21 protein-coding genes are annotated in these 20,500 nt (G+C 72.8%); 13 read left to right on the top strand and 8 right to left on the bottom strand.

Annotation, left to right across the window (positions count from 1 at the left end; all coding sequences use genetic code 11):
• The first annotated feature begins 353 nt into the window (after window positions 1-353).
• The gene (locus tag ACWDCZ_RS32635) at window positions 354-1,139 is read left to right on the top strand and encodes a DUF2785 domain-containing protein (protein ID WP_449817732.1); all 786 of its coding nucleotides are present in this window, start codon (window positions 354-356) and stop codon (window positions 1,137-1,139) included.
• A gap of 88 nt (window positions 1,140-1,227) precedes the next feature.
• Here the strand turns inward: ACWDCZ_RS32635 and ACWDCZ_RS32640 are convergent, their stop codons facing one another.
• Window positions 1,228-1,968 (bottom strand): ArsR/SmtB family transcription factor, encoded by a 741-nt coding sequence (locus ACWDCZ_RS32640; protein WP_449817733.1) that lies wholly within the window; start codon window positions 1,966-1,968, stop codon window positions 1,228-1,230.
• Between the two features lie 124 nt (window positions 1,969-2,092).
• Here ACWDCZ_RS32640 and ACWDCZ_RS32645 point away from each other — a divergent pair, with 124 nt between their 5' ends.
• On the top strand, window positions 2,093-2,569 hold the full coding sequence (locus ACWDCZ_RS32645) for a GNAT family N-acetyltransferase (RefSeq protein ID WP_449817734.1): 477 nt from the start codon (window positions 2,093-2,095) through the stop codon (window positions 2,567-2,569).
• A 139-nt stretch (window positions 2,570-2,708) separates the two neighbouring features.
• On the opposite strand, the gene ACWDCZ_RS32650 is transcribed toward ACWDCZ_RS32645, so the two are convergent.
• The 3 genes from ACWDCZ_RS32650 to ACWDCZ_RS32660 all read right to left on the bottom strand — a co-directional run bounded on the left by ACWDCZ_RS32650 (window position 2,709) and on the right by ACWDCZ_RS32660 (window position 4,249).
• Window positions 2,709-2,927 (bottom strand): DUF397 domain-containing protein, encoded by a 219-nt coding sequence (locus tag ACWDCZ_RS32650; RefSeq protein WP_380743767.1) that lies wholly within the window; start codon window positions 2,925-2,927, stop codon window positions 2,709-2,711.
• A gap of 298 nt (window positions 2,928-3,225) precedes the next feature.
• Complete coding sequence (locus ACWDCZ_RS32655; protein ID WP_063780067.1) at window positions 3,226-3,435, bottom strand: DUF397 domain-containing protein; 210 nt, start codon at window positions 3,433-3,435, stop codon at window positions 3,226-3,228.
• Between the two features lie 28 nt (window positions 3,436-3,463).
• Window positions 3,464-4,249: a DUF5753 domain-containing protein gene (locus ACWDCZ_RS32660; protein ID WP_449817735.1), complete on the bottom strand. Its 786-nt coding sequence runs from the start codon at window positions 4,247-4,249 to the stop codon at window positions 3,464-3,466.
• A gap of 145 nt (window positions 4,250-4,394) precedes the next feature.
• On the opposite strand from ACWDCZ_RS32660, the gene ACWDCZ_RS32665 reads away from it, so the two are divergent.
• Both ACWDCZ_RS32665 and ACWDCZ_RS32670 read left to right on the top strand, forming a co-directional pair.
• Window positions 4,395-5,126: a hypothetical protein gene (locus ACWDCZ_RS32665; RefSeq protein WP_380777494.1), complete on the top strand. Its 732-nt coding sequence runs from the start codon at window positions 4,395-4,397 to the stop codon at window positions 5,124-5,126.
• 20 nt (window positions 5,127-5,146) lie between these two features.
• Window positions 5,147-6,385: a radical SAM protein gene (locus ACWDCZ_RS32670; RefSeq protein WP_449817736.1), complete on the top strand. Its 1,239-nt coding sequence runs from the start codon at window positions 5,147-5,149 to the stop codon at window positions 6,383-6,385.
• Between the two features lie 103 nt (window positions 6,386-6,488).
• Here ACWDCZ_RS32670 and ACWDCZ_RS32675 read toward each other — a convergent pair whose 3' ends face one another.
• Window positions 6,489-7,082 carry a hypothetical protein gene (locus ACWDCZ_RS32675; RefSeq protein WP_049650074.1) on the bottom strand — a complete coding sequence of 198 codons (594 nt, stop codon included), beginning with the start codon at window positions 7,080-7,082 and terminating at the stop codon, window positions 6,489-6,491.
• 439 nt (window positions 7,083-7,521) lie between these two features.
• Between ACWDCZ_RS32675 and ACWDCZ_RS32680 the strand changes: the two genes are divergently transcribed.
• From ACWDCZ_RS32680 to ACWDCZ_RS32700, 5 genes are all read left to right on the top strand, one after another.
• The gene (locus ACWDCZ_RS32680; protein ID WP_449817737.1) at window positions 7,522-8,868 is read left to right on the top strand and encodes an extracellular solute-binding protein; all 1,347 of its coding nucleotides are present in this window, start codon (window positions 7,522-7,524) and stop codon (window positions 8,866-8,868) included.
• Window positions 8,865-9,839, top strand: a complete 975-nt coding sequence (locus ACWDCZ_RS32685; protein ID WP_449817738.1) for a carbohydrate ABC transporter permease — start codon at window positions 8,865-8,867, stop codon at window positions 9,837-9,839. Before ACWDCZ_RS32680 ends, ACWDCZ_RS32685 begins: the two co-directional genes overlap by 4 nt.
• Window positions 9,836-10,663 carry a carbohydrate ABC transporter permease gene (locus ACWDCZ_RS32690; RefSeq protein WP_053111977.1) on the top strand — a complete coding sequence of 276 codons (828 nt, stop codon included), beginning with the start codon at window positions 9,836-9,838 and terminating at the stop codon, window positions 10,661-10,663. The genes ACWDCZ_RS32685 and ACWDCZ_RS32690 overlap by 4 nt, the downstream gene beginning before the upstream one ends.
• A 2-nt stretch (window positions 10,664-10,665) precedes the next feature.
• Window positions 10,666-12,501: a glycoside hydrolase family 36 protein gene (locus ACWDCZ_RS32695; protein ID WP_449817739.1), complete on the top strand. Its 1,836-nt coding sequence runs from the start codon at window positions 10,666-10,668 to the stop codon at window positions 12,499-12,501.
• 73 nt (window positions 12,502-12,574) lie between these two features.
• On the top strand, window positions 12,575-13,639 hold the full coding sequence (locus tag ACWDCZ_RS32700; protein ID WP_074002529.1) for a LacI family DNA-binding transcriptional regulator: 1,065 nt from the start codon (window positions 12,575-12,577) through the stop codon (window positions 13,637-13,639).
• Between the two features lie 14 nt (window positions 13,640-13,653).
• Here ACWDCZ_RS32700 and ACWDCZ_RS32705 read toward each other — a convergent pair whose 3' ends face one another.
• Window positions 13,654-14,481: a DeoR/GlpR family DNA-binding transcription regulator gene (locus ACWDCZ_RS32705; protein ID WP_449817740.1), complete on the bottom strand. Its 828-nt coding sequence runs from the start codon at window positions 14,479-14,481 to the stop codon at window positions 13,654-13,656.
• 111 nt (window positions 14,482-14,592) lie between these two features.
• Here ACWDCZ_RS32705 and galT point away from each other — a divergent pair, with 111 nt between their 5' ends.
• Both galT and galK read left to right on the top strand, forming a co-directional pair.
• Window positions 14,593-15,771, top strand: a complete 1,179-nt coding sequence (gene galT / locus ACWDCZ_RS32710) for a galactose-1-phosphate uridylyltransferase (RefSeq protein ID WP_449817741.1) — start codon at window positions 14,593-14,595, stop codon at window positions 15,769-15,771.
• Complete coding sequence (gene galK / locus ACWDCZ_RS32715; protein WP_449817742.1) at window positions 15,768-16,895, top strand: galactokinase; 1,128 nt, start codon at window positions 15,768-15,770, stop codon at window positions 16,893-16,895. The genes galT and galK overlap by 4 nt, the downstream gene beginning before the upstream one ends.
• 28 nt (window positions 16,896-16,923) lie before the next feature.
• On the opposite strand, the gene ACWDCZ_RS32720 is transcribed toward galK, so the two are convergent.
• Window positions 16,924-17,586: an NADPH-dependent F420 reductase gene (locus ACWDCZ_RS32720; protein ID WP_449817743.1), complete on the bottom strand. Its 663-nt coding sequence runs from the start codon at window positions 17,584-17,586 to the stop codon at window positions 16,924-16,926.
• 195 nt (window positions 17,587-17,781) lie between these two features.
• Here ACWDCZ_RS32720 and ACWDCZ_RS32725 point away from each other — a divergent pair, with 195 nt between their 5' ends.
• Window positions 17,782-18,561, top strand: coding sequence for an SDR family NAD(P)-dependent oxidoreductase (locus tag ACWDCZ_RS32725; RefSeq protein ID WP_449817744.1), 780 nt, complete (start codon window positions 17,782-17,784; stop codon window positions 18,559-18,561).
• Window positions 18,562-18,629: 68 nt separating this feature from the next.
• Window positions 18,630-19,469: a helix-turn-helix domain-containing protein gene (locus ACWDCZ_RS32730; RefSeq protein WP_241852881.1), complete on the top strand. Its 840-nt coding sequence runs from the start codon at window positions 18,630-18,632 to the stop codon at window positions 19,467-19,469.
• Here the strand turns inward: ACWDCZ_RS32730 and ACWDCZ_RS32735 are convergent.
• On the bottom strand, window positions 19,397-20,500 hold a 1,104-nt coding region (locus ACWDCZ_RS32735; protein WP_449817745.1), incomplete at its 5' end, for a tetratricopeptide repeat protein. The two genes, ACWDCZ_RS32730 and ACWDCZ_RS32735, sit on opposite strands and share 73 nt — an antisense overlap.

Here is a 20,500-nt window from a genome sequence, read left to right on the forward strand (position 1 = left end):
CCGTGTGGGAAGTCGGCCCGGCCGACTTCCCACACGGGACCGGGCGGGGCTTCGCCGTCAGCCGCTCGCGGAGGCCCCCCGGCCGGCGCCGCGCGGGACGCAGGGGGCGACGACGGTCAGGTGCAGGGTGTCCGGCGCCGTGCCGGAATCGCCCATCACGACCGAGGCGGTGAACCTGTTCGCGTCATTGGACAGGTCCAGCCGCTTGTCGTCCCTGTGCTCGACGGACTCGATTTTATCGGAGTGATGATCCTTTTCGGGCGGGTGTTGATCGGAGCCAACCGGTCGAGGCCTTGCCGGCGAGGGCGAAAATGCAGGTGAAAGGGCTCGGCGGCCGCCGATAGGGTCCGCGCGTGACGAACTGGCGTGAGATCTACGAGAACGACTGTGCTCTTCCCCCGGGGCGCGGGCTGGACGAACTGACCGCGGAGCTGGCGGTGGCTCTGGGGGATCCGGACCCGGAGGTCAGGGACGGTTACCCGTACGCGGTGCTGGACGCCTGGATACGGGGCGGGGTGATCGACGGTGAGGGGTGTCTGGCGCTCGGGGACCTGATGGCGGAGCGCTTCACCGATCCGCGGATTGAAGCCCGGACGTTCGCCCCGCTCGTCCTGAAGATGATCGTGGGTCAGGGGGTGCTCAGGCTGTCGTGGGTTGACGCGTTCGCCGCCTGGTACCGCGCGGAGGCCGACCTGCGGGGCCGTGACGACGCGCTCGGGTGGCTGCACGCGGTGGCGCACGGCGCGGACCTGCTGGGGGCCTTCGGCCTGCGGCCCGAGGTCGACCCCGAGCCGCTGCTCGCGCTCGCCGCCGAGCGCCTGCTCGCCCCGACGGAGTACCTGTTCGCGGAGCGGGAGGACGACCGGCTCGCCAAGGCCGTGGCCCTCGTCCTCACCCGCCCCGACCTGACGCCGGAGCGGTCGACCGCCTGGCTGTCGCCGATCGCCGAGGCCCTCGCCCCGTACGAGCGCGGGCCGATGCCGGTCTGGGCCTCCAACACGGTGCGCACCCTGCGCGCCCTGTACGTGCTGGCGGACCTCGGTGTTTCGGTTGAGCGCGGGGGCCGGCCCGCCCTGCTCGTCCACGGTGAGGTGGTCAAGGCCCGGGTGGCCGAGGTCCTGCGCCCGGTGCTCCCGTAGCGCCGCGCGGCCGGGAGCGCGAGAAGTCGGCCCGGCCGACTCCTCGCGCGGGCCCCGTTCGCGCCCGGCCCCGAGCGTCCCGGGGAGGCTAGTCCGCCTCCTGGTCCCGGGACGGCATGTCGGTGGTCGCGGGCAGTCCGAGGTGCTCGCGCAGTTCACGTCTGCCCAGATCCGTGACGGCGAGGGCGCGGGTGGTTCCGATCCGGGTCAGCCACCCCGCGGCCAGGGCGTGCCCGCAGACGGCGGCGCCGACGGCCCCGCCCAGATGCGGGCGCCGTTCGGTCCAGTCCAGGCAGGCGCGTACCAGCGGCCTGCGGGAGGCGTCGGGCAGTGCGATGCCCAGGTCTCCGATCCAGGCCGCCCCCTTGGCGGTGAGCGATGGATCGGCGCCCCAGTCCAGCAGGCCGCGATCGGCCATCGAGTCGGTGACGGCCAGGCCCAGTTCCCCGGCCAGATGGTCGTAGCACAGCCGGGCCCGGGCCAGGGCCCGCTGCCGCCCCGAGCCCGACAGCGAACGCGGTCCGGGGGCGCGGTGCGGTGCGAGCGCGGCGAGGCTCTCGATCAGGGCCATCACGCGCGGGTCGGCCATCCGCAGGTAGCGGTGGCGTCCGTGCCGTTCCTCGACGAGGAGTCCGCCGCGTACGAGCACATTCAGATGCTCGGTCGCGGACGAGGCCGCGACACCGGCGTGGCGGGCCAGTTCCTTGGCCGTCCAGGCCCGGCCGTCCAGCAGGGCCAGACAGAAGTCCGCCCTGGTGCCGTCGGCCAGCAGCCTGGCCACGACGGCCAGGTCCACACCGACGTCCCGGCTCTCGCGCTGATCGTCCATGCCTTCGATTGTCGTCGGTCTCGATTCGGGTCGGGCCGAAGCGTCCGCGCCCTATCGTCCCGTACCGGCCGAGGCCACCGCGTCCTCCGCCCGTACCCCTTCCGCCGACCGCCCTGGGAACCTCATGCCCGCCACCGACAGCACCCCACCGAACCCCTGGCCCGGCATCGGCCTCACGGTCACCGATGCCCCGGAGCCCACCGACGTATCGTTCGTCTCCGATGCCCTGGACCGGTTCAACACCGACACGACCGCCATCGACGACCGCCGCCCGCTGGCCGTCCTGGTACGCGACTCCCGGACCGGCCAGGTGATCGGCGGTCTGACCGGGCGCACCTCACTCGGGCTGTTCTTCCTCGACCTGTTCTTCCTGCCGCGCGAGCTGCGCGGTGGCGGCCTGGGCAGCGAGATCCTGCGCCGGGCCGAGAACGAGGCCCGCGCACGCGGCTGCCGCACGGCGGTGCTGTACACGATCAGCTTCCAGGCGCCCGGGTTCTACGCGAAGCACGGCTGGCGACGCCTGGGCGACGTCCCGTGCGACCCGCCGGGCACCAGCAGGGTCTTCATGACGAAGGACCTCGCCCCACCGGCGGCCCCCTGAAGCCGCCGGGCCGCACCGGGGCGGGTCATGCCGGAGCAGGACCCTCCGGCTGTTGCTCCGGTCAGTCGTGCGGCGGGCGGCGTCCTGGCTGATCGGTTGCGCGAGAAGTCGGTTGGGCCGACTTCTCGCGCGGGGGTGCTCACGTGTTGGGAAGTTCGCCGGTCTTGAGGGCGGCGAGGAAGGCGGACCACGCGTCGGCGGGGAAGACGAGCGCCGGGCCGTTGGGGTCCTTGGAGTCCCGGACGGGAACGGTGCCGGTAAAGCCGTCGGCGACCTCGATGCAGTTGCCCTGGTTGGCGCTGTACCTGCTCTTTCGCCAAGCCGCGTGCGTCAGGTTGTCCCGACTCGGGTCGATCATTCGAGTTCCTTTGCAATCTGTGTGACGAGCCGCCGCGTCGGCCCTACATCGAGGGCTGCTGTCCGAAGCCGATCGAAGGCCACATCCAGGGTTTGCCCTCGCGCGCAGGCGCCGCGAGTGCCTCCCGCTTCTCCAGGGCGGCGACTTCGTAGACGGCGGGCAGCGGACCCTGCTTGCTTATACGGAGGCAGTCAAGGCCCGCCTCGTCGAGGTGCTGAGGGTGGCATTCCCGTTCGCTTGAGCGAGTGGGTGTGGTTGCGCGAGAAGTCGGTTGGGCCGACTTCTCGCGCGGGGGTGCTCACGTGTTGGGAAGTTCGCCGGTCTTGAGGGCGGTGACGAACGCCGTCCAGGTGTCGGTGGGGAAGGCGAGGGCCGGGCCGTTCGGGTCCTTCGAGTCCCGGACCGCCATGCCGCTGCTGGCGACGAGCGTGGTCTCTACGCAGTCGTTCGCCTGGGCGCTGTAGCTGCTCTTGTACCAGCCGCGGGCGGAGATCTCCGGCATGGTCATGTGCTCACCCTCTTCTCTGATCTCGCACTCACGTCCCTGTCGCGATGGCGGTGATCATATCGATCGACTGGGCCGGATTCAGGGCCGATGACCTCAGGTAGTCGAAGACAAGCCCATAGCCGTCCAGTTCCGCTTCCTGCTCCAGATAGTGGCTGCTGGTCAGGGTCTCAAGAAACACTGCCCCCGGATTCGGTGAATCGGTGAAGCCGAACATCACGAACGCTCCGCACGCTCCAGCGACTGCGCCGACATCGAGCGGGACGACCTGCAAGGTGACGTTGGGGCGTTGTGCGGCTTCTACCAGGTAGTCCAACTGTGCGCGCTGTACGTTGGTTCCACCGACCGGGCATCGGAGAGCGGGCTCCCAGATGATCGCCCAGAAGCGCGTAGGCTCTGACTTGACCAGGACGCCCTTGCGCTCCATCCGCACTTTGACGAGTTGGTCGATGCGTTCGGGGCGGACAGCCGCCGGGTTCGCTCCAAGCAAGGCGCGTGCGTAGTCCTCGGTCTGCAAGAGCCCAGGCAGAACCAGCGGTTGCCACGTCTGGATGTACCTGGCATCGCTTTCCAAGTCGAGGAAGTCCGCGTCCGGGCCGGCCTCGCTCTGCTCGCGCTGGACGCGGACCAGGCTGCCGACCTCAACAGCCGGTTCGGCCCTCGGTCCGCCGGGGAGATCGGCCACCGGCTGTACCACTTCGGTGCGGTGGGGGCGGTCGCGTTCGTCGGGCCCGACCCGTTCCCGGTCTACGTGCGTCGAGTGGCCTTCGATTGACCGGATATGAATGATTCTGTCGGCGTATCGGTCATATCGCATGGGGTAGTTGATGCGAACGTGACCATTTGTGGTGAGCCGCTGTTAGGCTGCGCGCCTGAATACGAACTCTCCACGATGTAAAAGGACTTGGAAGAGCGCGTGAAGCTCTCTTCCTCGCCGTCGCCGCCGACACCCGAGGAGCCACGTGAGACCCGAAGACGTCCCCCTGCTGTTCCAGGAGTTGGCCCGTGAGTTCGCCGACGTCACCGGCATGTCGGTGGCGGCGACCGGTTCGCTCGCGCGTGGCGACCACCGCACCGGGCCGGACGGAGACGTCGTCTCCAACCTCGACCTGATCCACCTCGTGGGCGAGGACGCGCACGTGCCGGACGTCCGGGCCGTGGTGGGGCGGAGGATGCGGCGGATCTCCGACACCTTCGGGATCGAGACGACGTCCGTCATCGCCCGGCTTCCGGCGTTCCGGCTGGCCGGCCACGCCCACTACCGGATCAGCATGCGGCCCGAGTGGTTCTGCGACGGCCTCGGGCTCGGGCCGGAGGCCTTCGACCTGCCCGGCCACGAGGACGATCCGCGCGCGGCGCTGGCCTGGATGATGCAGCCCGTCCCCTACTACCTGGCGAAGGCGACCGTCCAGGATCCGCCGACCAACCTGGCCAAGGCCCGCAGGGCCGCGACGCGGCTGGCCGACCGGTTCGACCTGGCCGGGATACGCGACGACCTCGACAACCTCCCGCGGGCCCTGCGCACCCTGATCGCCGAACGGGGCCTGACCCCGCTCGAATCCACCGCCCGCTACCTCGACGCCCCCACCCACCCCGCCGTCGCGCAGCGCGTCCGGGACGCGGTCTTCGTCGAGAGCATGGGGCTGTCGTCCGCCGACTCGATGGTCGTCCTGCTGCCGTCCGCCTCGAACTGACCCCCACCGGAGAGCATCCCATGTCCACTCGGCAGCACGTGGAGATCCTGCCCCCGCACCCGTTGCGGGCCGGCTACGACCGGGCCCTGGAGCGCGGGTCGATCGCCGACGACTTCCAACGGCGCCTGGAACCATCCCACTTCAACCCCGGCTACCTCGGCGCCCTGACCTCGCGGGTCGAACAGGCCCTGGTCCGGGACCCGGCCGACGAGGCCATGCGGTGGCGCCTGGCGTTCCTGCTGCTCCAGAACAACGCCACCGCGGCCGCCGTCGAACGGGCCGAGGAACTGCTCGCGGACGCCACCCTCCCGCAGGCCCGGCGCCTGGCCCAGCTGGTGGCCGGGATCCGCGGCCGGGCCGACCGGCCGCGTACGGGCCGGCGCGTGCGGCGGGTCAACTGGTCGATCAACAACCGCTGTCCGATGTCCTGCCAGGGCTGCTACAACCCGTTCGCCGCCGAGCAGATCGACCTCGCCCAGGCGGACCGGATCATCGGGAAGCTGGCCGCGCACGGGACGACCGACCTGGTCCTGGCCGGCGGTGACCCGCTGCTGTGGCCGCCGATCTTCGACGTCGTCGACCATGCCATCGCCGCCGGGCTCAAGGTCGGCCTCGACACCACCGGCTACACGCTCACCGCCGAGAAGCTCGCCCGGCTCCGGGGGCTGTCCTCGCTGCGGCTGCCGCTGGACGCCGTCACCGCGGACGTGCAGCGGGCGTTCCGCCGAAGCCCGGACAGCAACCTCCTGCGGGCGCTGCTGGAATCCCTCGCGCTGTGCGACGCCGAGGGCTTCGACCGGGTGCGGGTGCACACCGTGGCGAGTGCCGAGAACCTCCACCAACTGCCGGAGCTCGCGGCCGAGATCATGTCGCACCCCTCGGTCGCCCAGTGGGTGATCTTCCAGTGGTGGGGCCGACGGGCGTCGCCGGACACGGTCCGCAGGCTCGGGGTGGCGGTCGAGGACGTCCGCGAGGTCGTGGACGGCATCCGGCGCGACCACCCCGGCCGGGAGATCCACCTCGCGGAGAGCAGTGAGCGGGAGCTGCTCAACTGGATGATCCAGTCGAGCGGACAGGTCGTCACCTTCGGGTCGGGGGCGGAGGAGGAGTTCATCCTGGGCAACCTCCTGACCGACGAGGTCGAGGAGATCCTGACCCACCCGATCCTGGACTTCGAGGCCATGTCGCGCGGGATCCCGGTCACCCCGGGGACGCGGTTCCCCGGCGCCGATGGGGAGCCGCGGTCGGCGGAAGACTGAGTCCGGGTGAGCGGCTGACGGGCGGCCGGGACGCGGGACGGTCGGACTCCCCGGCGGGCACCGGGCGCTCGGCGCTGCGCGGTGCCCGCCGGGGACGGTCGGATCAGGCGGCGAGCAGGTACCAGCCCCCGAGGCCGCTGCACATGCTCGCGTTGTAGGTGCCGGCGCGGAAGCCGGCCGGAACGGGCTGGTAGGGGCACATGTACTCGCCGACGCGGGCCAGTTGCTGGTACCACGAGCCGATGTTGCCGCAGCCGGAGTTCATGTGGCCGGTGAGCACGTACCCGGGCGGGATCGGTGAGCCCGCGCAGGTGTACTGGCCGTCGCGGGGCACTTCCAGGTACCAGTAGTCGATGCCGCTGCAGCCGGTGGCGTTGTGGAGGGTGATCACGTAGCCGGGGGGAATCGGCGAGGTGGCGCAGGTCCAGATGCCGTTCTGCACGGGTTGGATGTACCAGGCGCCGGCCTTGTTGCACCCGCTCGGCTGGCGCTGGGTGATCACGTAGCCGTCCGGTATGGGTGTGCCGGGACAGACCCAGCCGGGGGAGGCCTGGGCGGCGGCGACCGGTGCCGCCGCCGGTGCCGCGGTGGCCGTGCCGGCGGCCGTGCCGGTGAGGACGGCCACCAGCAGGGTGACCACCCCCACCGCGGCGGCGAGCCGGCCCCGGACCGTCGCCGTCCATGAACGACCGGGCACGTGGCGATGCTTGATGTTCACTACTCACCAGTCCAATCGACGGGTCCGCGGAGCGCCGCGCGATGGCCGTACGGCGCCGTGCCGCGAAGCTGGAGCGACCCTAGTCGGACGGGTGGCGGGGCCGGTCGAAAGTGGATGGATGCATGACAATTCTGGCCGGAAACCGATCCGGTGCCCGTCCGCAGGGTCGGGCCACCGGCTGATAACGGAACGGTTGCGGAGCCCGTCGTTCCCCTCTCCAGGTCTTGACGGCACGGGGAGGGCGGGCGTTTGCTGTGTCCGCTCGTTGGAACCTGTTTGGTTCTGGTTTGTTTTGTGTGTTTGAACGTTCAAAACAGCCAAGCAGCCCCCGCCTGCGCTCAGCACCCCCTCGCGCCACCCCTCGCACCACCCCCTTCGCACCACAGCCTTCCGGCGCCACCCCACCGAGAGGAATGCAATGTCACACCTTTCCCGACGCGACCTTCTCCGCGCCTCCGGAGCCGGCCTGCTGGCCGTCGCGGCCGGCGGCTCCCTCGCGGCCTGCGGCGGCGGCTCCGGCTCGGGAGGCGCCGCCGGCGGGGACGCCGACACCGGCACGATCACCGTCTGGTCCTGGGCCACCGCCGCCGACGCCCTGCGCGGCATCGTCCCGGCCTTCGAGAAGGACAACCCGGGGATCAAGGTCGACGTCCAGGACATCGGCGAGCCCGCCATCTGGGACAAGATCACCGTCGGACTGGCGGCCGGCGGCCAGGGCCTCGGCGACGTCCTGCACATCGGCTGTGACTACCTGCCCGGCTACCAGGAGAAGTTCCCCGGCGGCCTGGCCGACCTCTCCGCGCTCGGCGCCGACGCGTACAAGGACAGGTTCGCCAAGGGCCTGTGGCCGGTCGTCACCGGCAAGGACGGCCACGCCTACGCGCTGCCCTGGGAGGTCAACGCGCTCGGCTTCTTCTACCGCAAGGACTACTTCGACAAGGCGGGCATCGACCCCGAGACCTTCGCCACCTGGGACGACCTGCTCGCCGTCGCCGACCGCTTCAAGGCCGCCAACCCCGGCATCGCCCTGATCGGTGTCAACCGGGCCGCCAACCCCACCCCCGACCTGGACTTCCTCCAGGGCCTGATGCAGCTCCAGGGCGCCTTCTACTTCGACCTCCAGGGCAAGATCACCGTCGCCTCGGAGCCGGCCGTGCGGGCCCTGACGATCATCAAGCGGCTGGACGAGGCCGGGCTGATCGGCGACACCCCCGGCGTCCAGAGCTGGCCGCCGGTGATGAAGACCGGCAAGCTCGGGGCGGCCGCGATGCCCACCTGGGTCGCGCACTACCTGGAGAAGAAGTTCCCCGACCAGAGCGGCAACTGGCGCCTCACCAAGCCCCCGGCGGTCACCCCCGGCGGCAAGCGCACCGCCCTGGTCAACTCCACCCACCTGGCCGTCGCCGCCTCCAGTCCGCGCCGCCGCGCCGCCTGGAAGTTCGTCGAGTACGCGCTCACCCGCGCCGCCTCGGTCAACACGATGTTCAACGCGGGCGGCGTCTTCCCGGCCCTCACCGAGGCCTACGCCGACCCGATGTACGCCGCCCCCAGCGCCTTCTACGGCGGCCAGCCGGTGCTCAAGACCTTCACCGACCTCGCCGTCGAGGGCGGGGACCCGACCAACTACTCCGGCGACTACGCCCGCGCCCTCAAGCTCGTCAGCGACGCCCAGACCAAGGTCTTCCTCAAGGGCGCCGACCCGGCCGCCGTCCTCCAGGACGCCGCCAAGCAGCTCGCCCAGCAGACGGGGCGCGGTATCGCATGAGTGCCGCCAGCCCGCCCGCCGCCCTCACCAAGGGGTCCGAGGGGTCCGAGGGATCGAAGGGGTCCAAGGGATCCGCGGCGCCCGGCCGCTCCGGCCGGCTCCGCCGCGCCCGCTGGCGCCGCGGCGCCGTGCCGTACCTGCTGCTCGCCCCCGCCCTGCTCACCTTCGGCGTGTTCAAGGCCTACCCGGTCATCGACTCGCTGCTGCTCTCCTTCACCACCGGCTCCGGCGCCGCCACCCGCGACGCCGGACTCGCCAACTACCAGCGCCTGCTGGACGATCCGCTGTTCTGGACGGCCCTGCGCAACACCGGCGAGATCCTCGTCGTCCAGGTCCCGCTGATGCTCGGCCTGGCCCTGCTGATGGCCGTCGGCATCAACTCCGCGCTGGTGCGCTGGCGTACGGTGTGGCGGCTCGGCGTCTTCATGCCCTCGGTCACCGGCCTGGTCGCCACCGGCGTGATGTTCGCCTACCTGCTCAAGGCCGACGACGGCGCCGTCAACTGGCTGCTGAACGCCGTCGGCCTGCCCTCCGTCGACTGGCTGGGCCAGCCCGTCTGGGCCCGGATGGCCGTCGTCGTGGTGCTCACCTGGCACTACACCGGCTACAACGCCGTCATCTACCTCGCCGGACTCCAGTCCATACCACGGGAGTTGTACGAGGCCGCGATGGTCGACGGGGCCGGCCCGATCCGCCGTTTCACCTCGATCACCGTCCCCGCGCTGCGCCCGGTGCTGCTGTTCACCGTCGTGCTCTCGACCATCGGCACGCTCCAGCTCTTCGACGAGCCGTACGTGCTGACCGGCGGCGGGCCGGACAACGCCACCCTGACCGTCTCCATGTACCTGTACCAGAACGGCTTCCGGTACTTCGACTTCGGCTACGCCTCCGCCATCGCCTACGCGCTCACCCTGCTCGTCTCGGTGCTCGGCGCCGTCCAGATGCGCCTGATGGGGGAGAAGGACAAGTGAACCTCAAGAAACTGCGCGGCTGGCCGCTGACCTTCTTCCTGGCCGGCGTCACCGGGCTGTCGATCGCCCCCTTCTACTGGCTGGTGGTCTCGGCCACCCGCAAGGACACCGAGGTCTTCGACTGGCCGCCGAAGCTGCTGCCCGGCGGGAGCCTCGGCGAGAACCTGAGCCACCTGGAACAGAAGATCGGCCTGCTCCGGGTGGTCGGCAACTCCCTGCTGGTGGCGGGGGTCCAGACCCTGGGCGCCCTGGTCGTGGCGCTGCTCGCGGGCTACGCCTTCGCCAAGTTCCGCTTCCGCGGCCGAACCCTGCTCTTCGCGCTGCTGCTCTCCACCCTCGTGGTGCCCGAACAGGTCGTACTGGTACCGCTGTTCAAGATGATGACGGACTTCGGCCTGCTGGACACCTACCAGGCGCTGATCCTGCCGGGCCTGTGCGTGCCGTTCGCCATCTTCCTGATGCGGCAGTCGCTGAGCAGCCTGCCGGACGAACTCCTGGACGCCGCCCGGGTCGACGGCGCGGGCGAACTCCGGGTGCTGTTCAGCGTGGTGGTGCCGGTCATGCGGCCGGTGCTGGCGGCCCTGTCGATCTTCCTCTTCCTGGGCTCCTGGAACCAGTTCGTCTGGCCGCTGATCGCTCTGCGCAGCCCCGAGATGCACACCCTGCCGGTCGCCCTGGCGACGCTGCACGGCAACAAGTCCAACACCGACTACGGCGCGATCCTCTCCGGCACCGCGCTGTCCACCCTGCCGATGATGGTCCTCTTCCTGGTCCTCCAAAGGCAGTTCATCTCCGGCCTGCTGGCCGGCGCCACGAAGGGCTGACCATGACCGAGACGAACGACACCGGCACGACCGTGAGCACGGCCGGCGCCACGGCCGGTACGAGCGGCACGACGGCCGACGCGGCGGCGGCCGACGTCTGGGAGCCGCACGCCCCCACCGCCGCCGGCGGCCTGCGTCCGCTGTACGCCGACGGGCTGGACCTGCGGGTGAGCGGCACGGGCACGGCCCGCGGCGTCGCCGACGGGGTGGTGGAGGTGACCGCCGAGGGCCCGGGCGAGGTCCGGATCGAGTGGCGGGTGCCCTGCGTCGACGCCACCGCCCTCTGGACCCCCGAGCCGCGCGGCACCGGCTGGCTGCCCGCCGCCTGGAGCGCCCCGCGCCGCACCTCGCTGGCCAACGGCGCGCCGATCGCCGCGCTGGTCGGCACCGGCGACGTCGCGCTGAGCGCCTTCGCGGCGGACCGCCCGGACGTGCTGGCCGGGGCCGGAGTGGTCGAGGAGACCGGCGAGTTCCGGTTCTGGGCCCAGGCCACCGACCGGCTCACCGTCCGGATCGACACCTCGCGCCGGCACTTCGGGCGCGCCCTGGCCGACCTGGCCGCCTGGTGGGGCGAGGGCCGTACGGCCGACATCCCGGAGGCCGCCCGCCGTCCCGCGTACTCCACCTGGTACTCGATGCACCAGGACATCACCCCCAAGGGCGTCGAGACCCAGGCCGCGCTCGGCAAGGAGCTGGGCCTGGACGTGATCATCGTGGACGACGGCTGGATGACCGCCGACCGCACCCGCGGCTACGCCCACTGCGGCGACTGGGAGCCGGTCTCGCTGCCCGACACCGCCGCCCACGTCCGGCGGGTGCACGAGCTCGGGGTGCGCTACATGCTCTGGTACGCGCTGCCGTTCATCGGCAAGGACAGCGCCGCGTACCGGGAGATCGGCCACCTCGCGCTGGCCGACGCCGCCCACATGGGCGCGATCGTCGCCGACCCGCGCCACCCCGAGGTCCGGGCCTTCCTCACCGACCGGCTCGTCCGGGCCGTCGAGGAGTGGGGCATGGACGGCCTCAAGGTGGACTTCGTCGACTGGTTCGCCCGGGCCGCGGAGCGCGACGACGCCCCGCCGGCCCGCCCCGGCGCGGACTGCGCGAGCGTGGACGAGGGCGTGGAGCGGCTGCTCGCCGCGATCCGCGGCCGGATCACCGCCGCGAACCCGGAGGCGATGATCGAGCACCGCCAGCCGTACGTCAGCCCCGGCCTGTGGCCGTACGCCACCATGATCCGTGCCACCGACTGCCCGCTCAGCCCGCAGGAGAACCGACAGCGGACCATCGACGTGCGGCTGGCCGCCGGGCCCGTCCCGGTCCACGCCGACATGCTGATGTGGCACCGGGAGGAACCGGCCGAGCAGGTCGCCTGCCACCTGATCAACGTGCTGTTCTCGGTGCCGCAGATCTCCGTCGACCTCGCCGCCCAGAGCGAGGAGCAGCGCGAGGCGATCGCCTTCTGGCTCGGCGTCTTCCGCGAGCACGCCGACACCCTCCAGCTCGGCGAGCTGCTCCCGGCCCGCCCGGACCTCGGCTACCCGATGGTCACCGCGCGCGGCACCGGCGGCGGCACCGGCGCCGGTACCGACACCGGCACGGTGGCCGTGGCCCGGTACGCCGCGCTGCCGGTGGACGCCTCCGGCGACGACTGGCGCACCCTGCTGGTGGCCAACGCCGACGCCGACCCGGACGTCCGGCTCACCGGCGGCCGCGGGCAGGTGGCGGTGACGGTGCAGGACGCCCGGGGGCGTATCGTCCGGCAGGGCGAGGTCGAGCTGGACCGGGCGGACGTGATCCCGGTGCCGCGCGGCGGGCTGCTGACCCTGCGTCGCTGACCGCCTCCGGGGGCCGCCGGCCGGCCCCCGGGCCCCGGCCCGCTCCGCGCACCGACCACGTCTGGAGAACCGCATGCCCGAGGGACCGCACCGGCCGCGCCGCGGCGCCACCACGATCGAGGAGGTCGCCCGGGCGGCCGGGGTCTCCCGGCAGACCGTCTCCAACGCGCTCAACGCGCCGCGGCGGGTCCGTCCGGAGACGCTGGACCGGGTGAACGCGGCGATCCGCGAACTCGGGTACCAGCCCGACCAGTCGGCCCGCTCGCTGCGCAGCGGCGCCCGGCGCACCCTCGGCTACCTCGCCCCGGTGGACGACCCGCTCGACCCCAACCCGCTGATGGCCGGCTTCCTGGAGGCCCTGGTCGACGCGGCCGGGGCGGCGGGGCAGCGGGTGCTGCTGTTCCGGCCGGGGCAGGGCGCGGCCGACCCGGTGGCCGCCATCGACGAACTGGTGGCGGCCCGCCAGGTGGACGGACTGGTGCTGGCGGACGTCCTGCACGAGGACGTCCGGATCGCCCACGCGGCCCGGCTCGGCGTCCCGTTCGCCAGCTTCGGCCGGACCGGGCCCGGCGAGCCCCAGCGCTGGGTGGACATCGGCAACGAGGCGGCGATGGCCGAGGTGGTGCGGCACCTCGCGGCGCTCGGCCACCGCCGGATCGGCTACCTCGGGGCCGCCGAGGAGCTGCCCTGGATGGCGGCGCGGCGGGCCGGGTTCCTGGCCGAGGCACGCCGGTTGGGCCTGTCCGCGGTGGCGGTGGGGGCTTCCGGGGCGGGGAGTTCCGGTACGGCGGCCGCGGGGTCCGTGGTGGCCTCCGTACGGGCGCTGCTGCGCGGGCCCGACCGGCCCACCGCCTTCGCGGCCGGCAGCGACCTGCTGGCGCTGGACGTGTACGAGGCGGTCCGGGCGGAGGGGCTGGTGGTCGGGCCCGGCGGGGTGGCCGTCACCGGGTTCCACGACACGCCGCTCTGCCGCCACCTCCACCCCGCGCTGACCTCGGTCCGGCTGCCGCTGCGGGCGATCGCCACGGCGCTGGTCGGCCGGCTGCTGGACCAGGTGCGCGGGGAGGCGGCGGCGGGGGAAGGGCTGGAACTGCCCACCGAGCTGGTGGTGCGGGGGAGTTCGGGCCGGCCCGGCTGAATCCTTCGGATCCGTCAGCCGGTTCGGCCCGTGTGGTCCGCCGTCGCGGCCACGATCAGCTCGCCGACCAGTCCGGCGGCGGCCGCCCGCTGCTCGGCGGGCAGGGCGTCGTCGGTGACCAGGACGTCCAGCTGGTCCAGGTCGGCGAAGGAGGCCAGGCCGACCGCGTTCCACTTGGTGTGGTCGGCCACCACGACCACCCGGCGGGCCGAGCGGAGGAAGGCGCGGTTGGTCTCCGCCTCGGCCAGGTTCGGGGTGGTCAGCCCGGCCTCGGGGGAGAGGCCGTGGCAGCCCAGGACCAGCAGGTTGACGTGCAGGGAGCGGATCGCCTGGTCGGCCACCGGCCCGACCAGCGCGTCCGAGGGGGTCCGCACGCCGCCGGTGCGGATCACCGTGGCGGTGGACGGGGTGCCGTCCTCGGCGGGCTGTTCCAGCAGCTCGGCGATCCGCAGCGAGTTGGTCACCACGGTGAGGCCCTCGACCGCGCGCAGCTGCCGGGCGACCGCGTAGGTGGTCGTCCCGCCGGCCAGCCCGACCGCCGAGCCCGGCGGTACGAGCGCGGCGGCGGCCCGGGCGATCGCCTCCTTGGCGGGCAGCTCCCAGTGCGCCTTGGTCTCGAACCCGGGCTCGCCGGTGGCCGGCGCCTCGACCCGGACCGCGCCGCCGTGCACCTTGTGCACCAGGCCGCGGCGGGCCAGCGCGTCCAGGTCGCGCCGGACCGTCATGTCCGAGACCCCGAGGTCGCGGACCAGTTCGGTGACCCGGACCCCGCCGCGCGCGCGGATCCGCTCCAGGATCAGCACGCGGCGCTGTCCGGCGAGCGGTTGGGCGCTGTCAGCCATCGGGAGGCCTCCTTCGACCACGTCCGGTGCGTGGCCCTGGTGGATAATGTTTGAGATTGTAGCTTTCTGTTGATTCCGGTGTTCCACTCAGAGCTCAGAGGAAGAAGGGCCATGCCCGGGACGTCCCTGACCCAGCCCACCGTCAGGACCGTGACCACCCTCGCGGACGGTCGGCAACTGATCTACTACGACAGCGGCGCGGCCTGCGACGGCGACGCCGCCTGCGACGGCGGTACGGCCTGCGCTGGTGGCACGGCCTGCGACGGCGGCACGGCCGCCCGCCGCGGCGCCGTGGACGAGCGGCCGCTCGACCCGCAGGCCCCCGGCTCCGAGGTCCGGCTCGACCCGGCCACCGGCGACTGGGTCACCATCGCGGCCCACCGCCAGGCGCGCACCTACCAGCCGCCGCCCGAGGAGTGCCCGCTCTGCCCGTCCCGGGACGGGCGGCACAGCGAGATCCCGGCCGCGGACTACCAGGTGGCCGTCTTCGAGAACCGCTTCCCCTCGCTGGCCGGCCCGCCCGCGGAGCCCGTCCGGGCCGCCGAGGGCCTGTGGACCAGCGGCCCCGGCGCCGGGCGCTGCGAGGTGGTCTGCTTCACCGCCGACCACGAGGCCTCCTTCGCCGACCTCACCCCCGAGCGGGCCCGGCTGGTCCTGGACGCCTGGACCGACCGCACCGCCGAACTCTCCGCCCTGCCCGGCGTGCGGCAGGTCTACTGCTTCGAGAACCGGGGCGCCGAGATCGGCGTCACCCTCGCCCACCCGCACGGCCAGATCTACGCCCTGCCCTTCACCGCGCCGCGCACCGCCCGGATGGCCGCCCGCGCCGCCGAGCACCGCGCCACCGCCGGCCGCAACCTCTTCGACGACCTGCTCGCCGCCGAACGCGCCCACGGCGAGCGCGTCGTCCTCGCCGGGACGCACTGGACAGCCTTCGTCCCCTTCGCCGCCCGCTGGCCATACGAGGTGCACCTGTACCCGCACCGCCGGGTGCCCGACCTGACCGCGCTGGACGCCGACCAGCGGGACGAATTCCCCACCCTCTACCTGGAGTTGCTGCGCCGCTTCGACCGGCTCTTCGGCACCGGCCGCACCCCGTACATCTCCGCCTGGCACCAGGCCCCCGCCGATCAGCGGGACGAACTCGCCCTGCACCTGGAGCTGTTCACCATCCGCCGCACCGCCGACAAGCTCAAGTACCTGGCCGGGGTGGAATCCGGCATGGACGCCTTCGTCAACGACGTCACCCCCGAGCACGCGGCCCGCCGGCTGCGGGAGGCCACCGCATGAACGACTTCGCGCAGCTGTACGGCCGTCCGTCCGAGGGGGAGTGGGCCGCCCCCGGCCGGGTGAACCTGATCGGCGAACACACCGACTACAACCTCGGGTTCGTCCTCCCGATCGCCCTGCCGCAGACCGTCCGCGCCCAGGCCGCCCGCAGCGGGGACGGACAGCTGCGGCTCTGGTCCGCGCAGGGCCGGGAACTCGTCGCGCTCCGGGTCGACGACCTCGCGCCGGGCTCCGTGCCCGGCTGGGCCGGCTACCCGGCCGGGGTGGTCTGGGCGCTGCGCGAGGCCGGGCACCCGGTCGGCGGGGCGGACCTCCGGCTGGACAGCGACGTGCCCAGCGGCGCCGGGCTGTCCTCCTCCGCCGCACTGGAGTGCGTCGTCGCCGCCGCCTACAACGACCTGTACGGGCTGGGCCTTTCGGCCGCCGAGCTGGCGGTGCTCGCACAGCGGGCCGAGAACGCCTTCGTCGGCGTGCCCTGCGGGATCATGGACCAGATGGCCTCGATGTGCTGCCGCCCCGGGGCCGCGCTGTTCCTGGACAGCCGGGATCTGACGATGCGTCAGGTGCCCGTCGACCTGGCCGGCGCGGGCCTGGCCCTGCTGGTCCTGGACACCCGGGTGAAGCACGACCTCGGCGACGGCGCCTACGCCGCACTGCGGGCCGGCTGCGAACGGGCCGCCGCCCTGCTCGGGCTGCCCGCGCTGCGCTCGCTCCAGCCGTCCGGGCTGGCCGACGCGCTCGCCCAACTCCCCTCGGAGCTGGTCCCGTTGGTGCGGCACGTGGTCACCGAGAACGCCCGGGTGGAGGCCGCCGTCGCCCTTCTGGACGCCGGCGACCCCGCCGCGCTCGGCCCGATCCTCACCGCCGGACACGCCTCGCTGCGCGACGACTACCGGGTCTCCTGCCCGGAGACCGACCTCGCCGTCGAGGCCGCCGTGGCCGCCGGCGCCCACGGTGCGCGGATGACCGGCGGCGGCTTCGGCGGCTCGGTCATCGCCCTGGTGGACGCGGACGCGGCCGGACACGTCGCCGCCGAGGTCACCGCCGCGTTCCGCGCGGCCGGGTACGCGGAGCCGCGCACCCTCACCGCCGTCCCGGCGGAGGGGGCGCGCCGGCTCCACTGAGCTGCCGGCTCCGCCTCCTTCGGCGGGGTCAGGCCTTGTGGGCCGCCGGGCGCTCCGGAGACGCCTCCGCGAGCGCCCGGGTGACCGCCTCGACACCGGCGCGCAGCCCGTACACCGGGGTGGCCGGCTGCTGGCGCCAGGACTCGTCGATGCCGCCCGCGTCCACGGTGTCGAAGCCCAACTCGTTGACCAGCGCCCGGATCACCCGCTTGGCCGCCTCGTCGTCCGAGGCGACCGGCACGGCCAGCCGCTCCGGGTCGCCCGCCGGGCGCGGACGCTCCAGCAGGTCCTGGGCGTAGGTGCCGTTGAACACCTTCACCACCCGGTGCCCGATGTGCTGCTCCGTCCACCGGCTCTCGGTGAGCCCGCCGTCCTCGATCGCGTCGATCCGGCCGTCGCGCTCCTTCGGGTAGTAGTTGCCGGTGTCGATCACCGCGACGCCCTCGGCGGCGCCGTCCAGCAGCCCGGCGGGCAGGTCCGGCACGTTCTTCAGCGGCACCGTCACCACCACCACCTGTGCCCCGCGGGCGGCCTCGGGGACCGTCACCGCCGTCGCCCCGGTCTCGTCGACCAGCGCCTTGAGCGTCTCCGGGCCGCGGGAGTTCGCCACCGCCACCTCATGCCCCAGCGCGGTCAGCCGCCGCGTCAGGTTGCCGCCGATGTTGCCCGCGCCGATGATGCCGATCTTCATGGGAAGTCCTTCTTCGCGAGTGCCGTAGTGGACCGTCGCCTTGGCCCAACCACCCGGTGATCGCTCCGATTCCCGGTCGGGAGGGCGGTTTTCCGGAGCCGTTCTTCAGAGGTGTCTTTCGGAGGGTGGTCCTCCGGGACCCACGGTCGGACCGGGCCTGGTGCCGGCCCGGCGCCGGTCACGAGGGTGGACGCCATGAACAACATCTCCTCCGACGCCACCACCCCCGCCGTCCTCGTCACCGGCGGCACCAGCGGCATGGGCTTCGCCACCGCCCGCCACCTCCTCGGCACCGGCGCCCGGGTCGTCGTCACCGGCCGCGACGAGGACCGGCTCGCCCGCGCCGCGGCCCGCCTCGACGCCGGCGACCGGCTGCTCACCGTCCGCGCCGACGCCTCCGTACCCGCCGACCTCGCCCGGCTGGCCGACACCGTGAGTGAGCGGTACGGCCGCCTCGACGGGGTCTTCGCCAACGCGGGCGTGGCCGGCTTCCAACCGGTCGGCGAGGTCGCGGAGGCCGAGTTCGACCGGATCGTCGCCACCAACCTCAAGGGCGTGTTCTTCACCGTCCAGCACGCCCTGCCGCTGCTGGACGCCGCCGGCGGCGGATCGGTCGTCCTCAACGCCTCCTGGACCCCGCACCGCGGCCTGCCCGGCGCCGCCGTCTACGCCGCCAGCAAGGCCGCCGTCCTCAGCCTCGCCCGCACCCTCGCGAGCGAACTCGCCGGGCGCGGCATCCGGGTCAACGCGGTCAGCCCCGGCTACATCGTCACCGAGATGTTCCACGCGGCCGTCCCCGACCCGGCCGACCACGAGCCGATCCGCCGCCACGTCCCGCTCGGCCGGCTGGGCACCGCCGAGGACGTCGCGGAGACGGTCGCCTTCCTGCTCTCCGAGCGCTCCTCGTACATCACCGGTCAGGACGTCGTGATCGACGGCGGGCTCGTCCCGGCCTTCCCGTCGCTGACCGGCTGAGTGCCTCTTCGTGCCTGGTCCTGGCAGGACCAGGCACGGCGGCACCCGTCCGGGTGAGAATCCATGACGTGAACCCGAGCAGCGCCCTGAGCGAATTCCTCCGCACCCGCCGAGCCGGCCTGCGCCCCGAGGACGTCGACCTCCCCGACTACGGCGGCCGCCGCCGCGTCGCCGGACTGCGCCGCGAGGAACTCGCCCACCTCGCCGGCGTCAGCGTCGACTACTACACCCGCCTCGAACAGGGCCGCGTCGGCAACCCGTCCGACGCCGTCCTCGACGCCGTCGCCCGCGCCCTGCGCCTCGCCCCCGACGAGTCCGGCCACCTCCACCGCCTCGCCCGTCCCACGCCCAGGCCGCGCCGCCGCCCCGCCGTCCGCCAGCAGCCGCGCCCCTCCCTGCTGCACCTGCTGGAACAGCTCCACCACACCCCCGCCGTGGTGATGGGCCACCGGATGGACATCCTGGCCTGGAACCGCGCCGCCGTCGCCCTGTTCGGCGACTACGGCGCCCTGCCCGTCGAGGACCGCAACATCGCCCGCATCACCTTCCTCGACCCCGCCTCCCGCGAGCTCTACGCCGACTGGGCGGGCTGCGCACGCGAGAACGTCGCCTTCCTCCACCTCGAAGCCGGCCGCCGCCCCGACGACCCCCTGCTCGCCGAACTGGTCGGCCGACTCTGCCTCGGCAGCGAGGAGTTCCGCCAGATGTGGGCCGACCACCCGGTCGCCGACAAGACCTCCGGCCGGAAGTCCTTCCGCCACCCCCTCGCCGGCACGCTCGACCTCGCCTACGACACGCTGCGGCCCGCCGACGACTCCGGACAGGCGCTGGTCACCTACACCGCCGACCCGGGCTCGGCCTCGGACGACGGGCTGCGGGTGCTGCTGTCGTGGGCGGCGTCGGGCTGAGGTCCTCGGGTCAGGTCACGAAGGTTCTCCGTGGCCAGTGCGGTGTCCGGATGGTCCGGCCCGAGGACGCGGTCCAGATCGGCCACTGCCTGGCGGAGCATCTCCAGCGATCGGTCCCGGAGCCCGGCCTCCCAGTACATGACGGCGAGGTTGTTGCAGGTCAGGAGGGTGTCGGGGTGGTCTGCGTCGAGGACGCGCCGGCGGTCTTCGAGGACCTGTTCCAGGAGGTCGACGGCGTCGTCGATCCGCCCGGTCTCCGACTCGGTGACGGCGAGGTTGTGGCGGGCGGTGAGGGTGTCGGGATGGTCGTCGCCGAGGACGCGTCGGCGGTCTTCGAGGACCTGTTCCAGGAGGCTGACGGCGTCGTCGGTACGTCCGGCACTCCGGTAGGTGACGGCGAGGTTGTTGCGGGTCGTGAGGGTGTCGGGATGGTCGTCGCCGAGGACACGCCGGCGGTCCTCGAGGACCTCCTCCTGGAGCCGCATGGCCTCGTCTGTGTGCCCGGCGTCCGAGTAGGCGGCGGCGAGGTTGTTGCGGGCGGTGAGGGTGTCCGGATGGTCGATGCCGAGAACCCGCTCGCTCGCTGCGGCAAGGCTGCTCCAGTACCGGATGCTGGTGGTGTAGAGGCCCGCCTCGATGAGGCTGATCCCGCAGTAGAACAAGAGCTGGTGAATTCCCCGCGACGGTCGAATCAGGTCGGAGGTGCGGTGCCCGGCAAGCACGCCGGTGTTGGCCCGGAGTGTCGCGGCCAAGCCCTGCGCGCTGTAATCCGCACTCGGCCACAGTTCGGCGAGGGCATCGGCAGCCGCGAGCCACGCTTCCGGCACATCCGGACCGATGTCCAGAGCAGCCCGGGCGGTGAGCGCGTGCAGGGTCACCTCCCGGTCGGCGGTCTCCGTGAGCGTGACGAGGCTGTAGTTGTGCAGTACGGCGAGCGCGTCCAGCGCGTCGTCGGCCGTGACGGGCGTGCCGCGAACGCTGCCGAGATGCTCCAGCACCTCCTCGGTGCTCCACAGCCCCTGCGGGTGCCC

This window comes from Kitasatospora sp. NPDC001225, assembly GCF_053597855.1.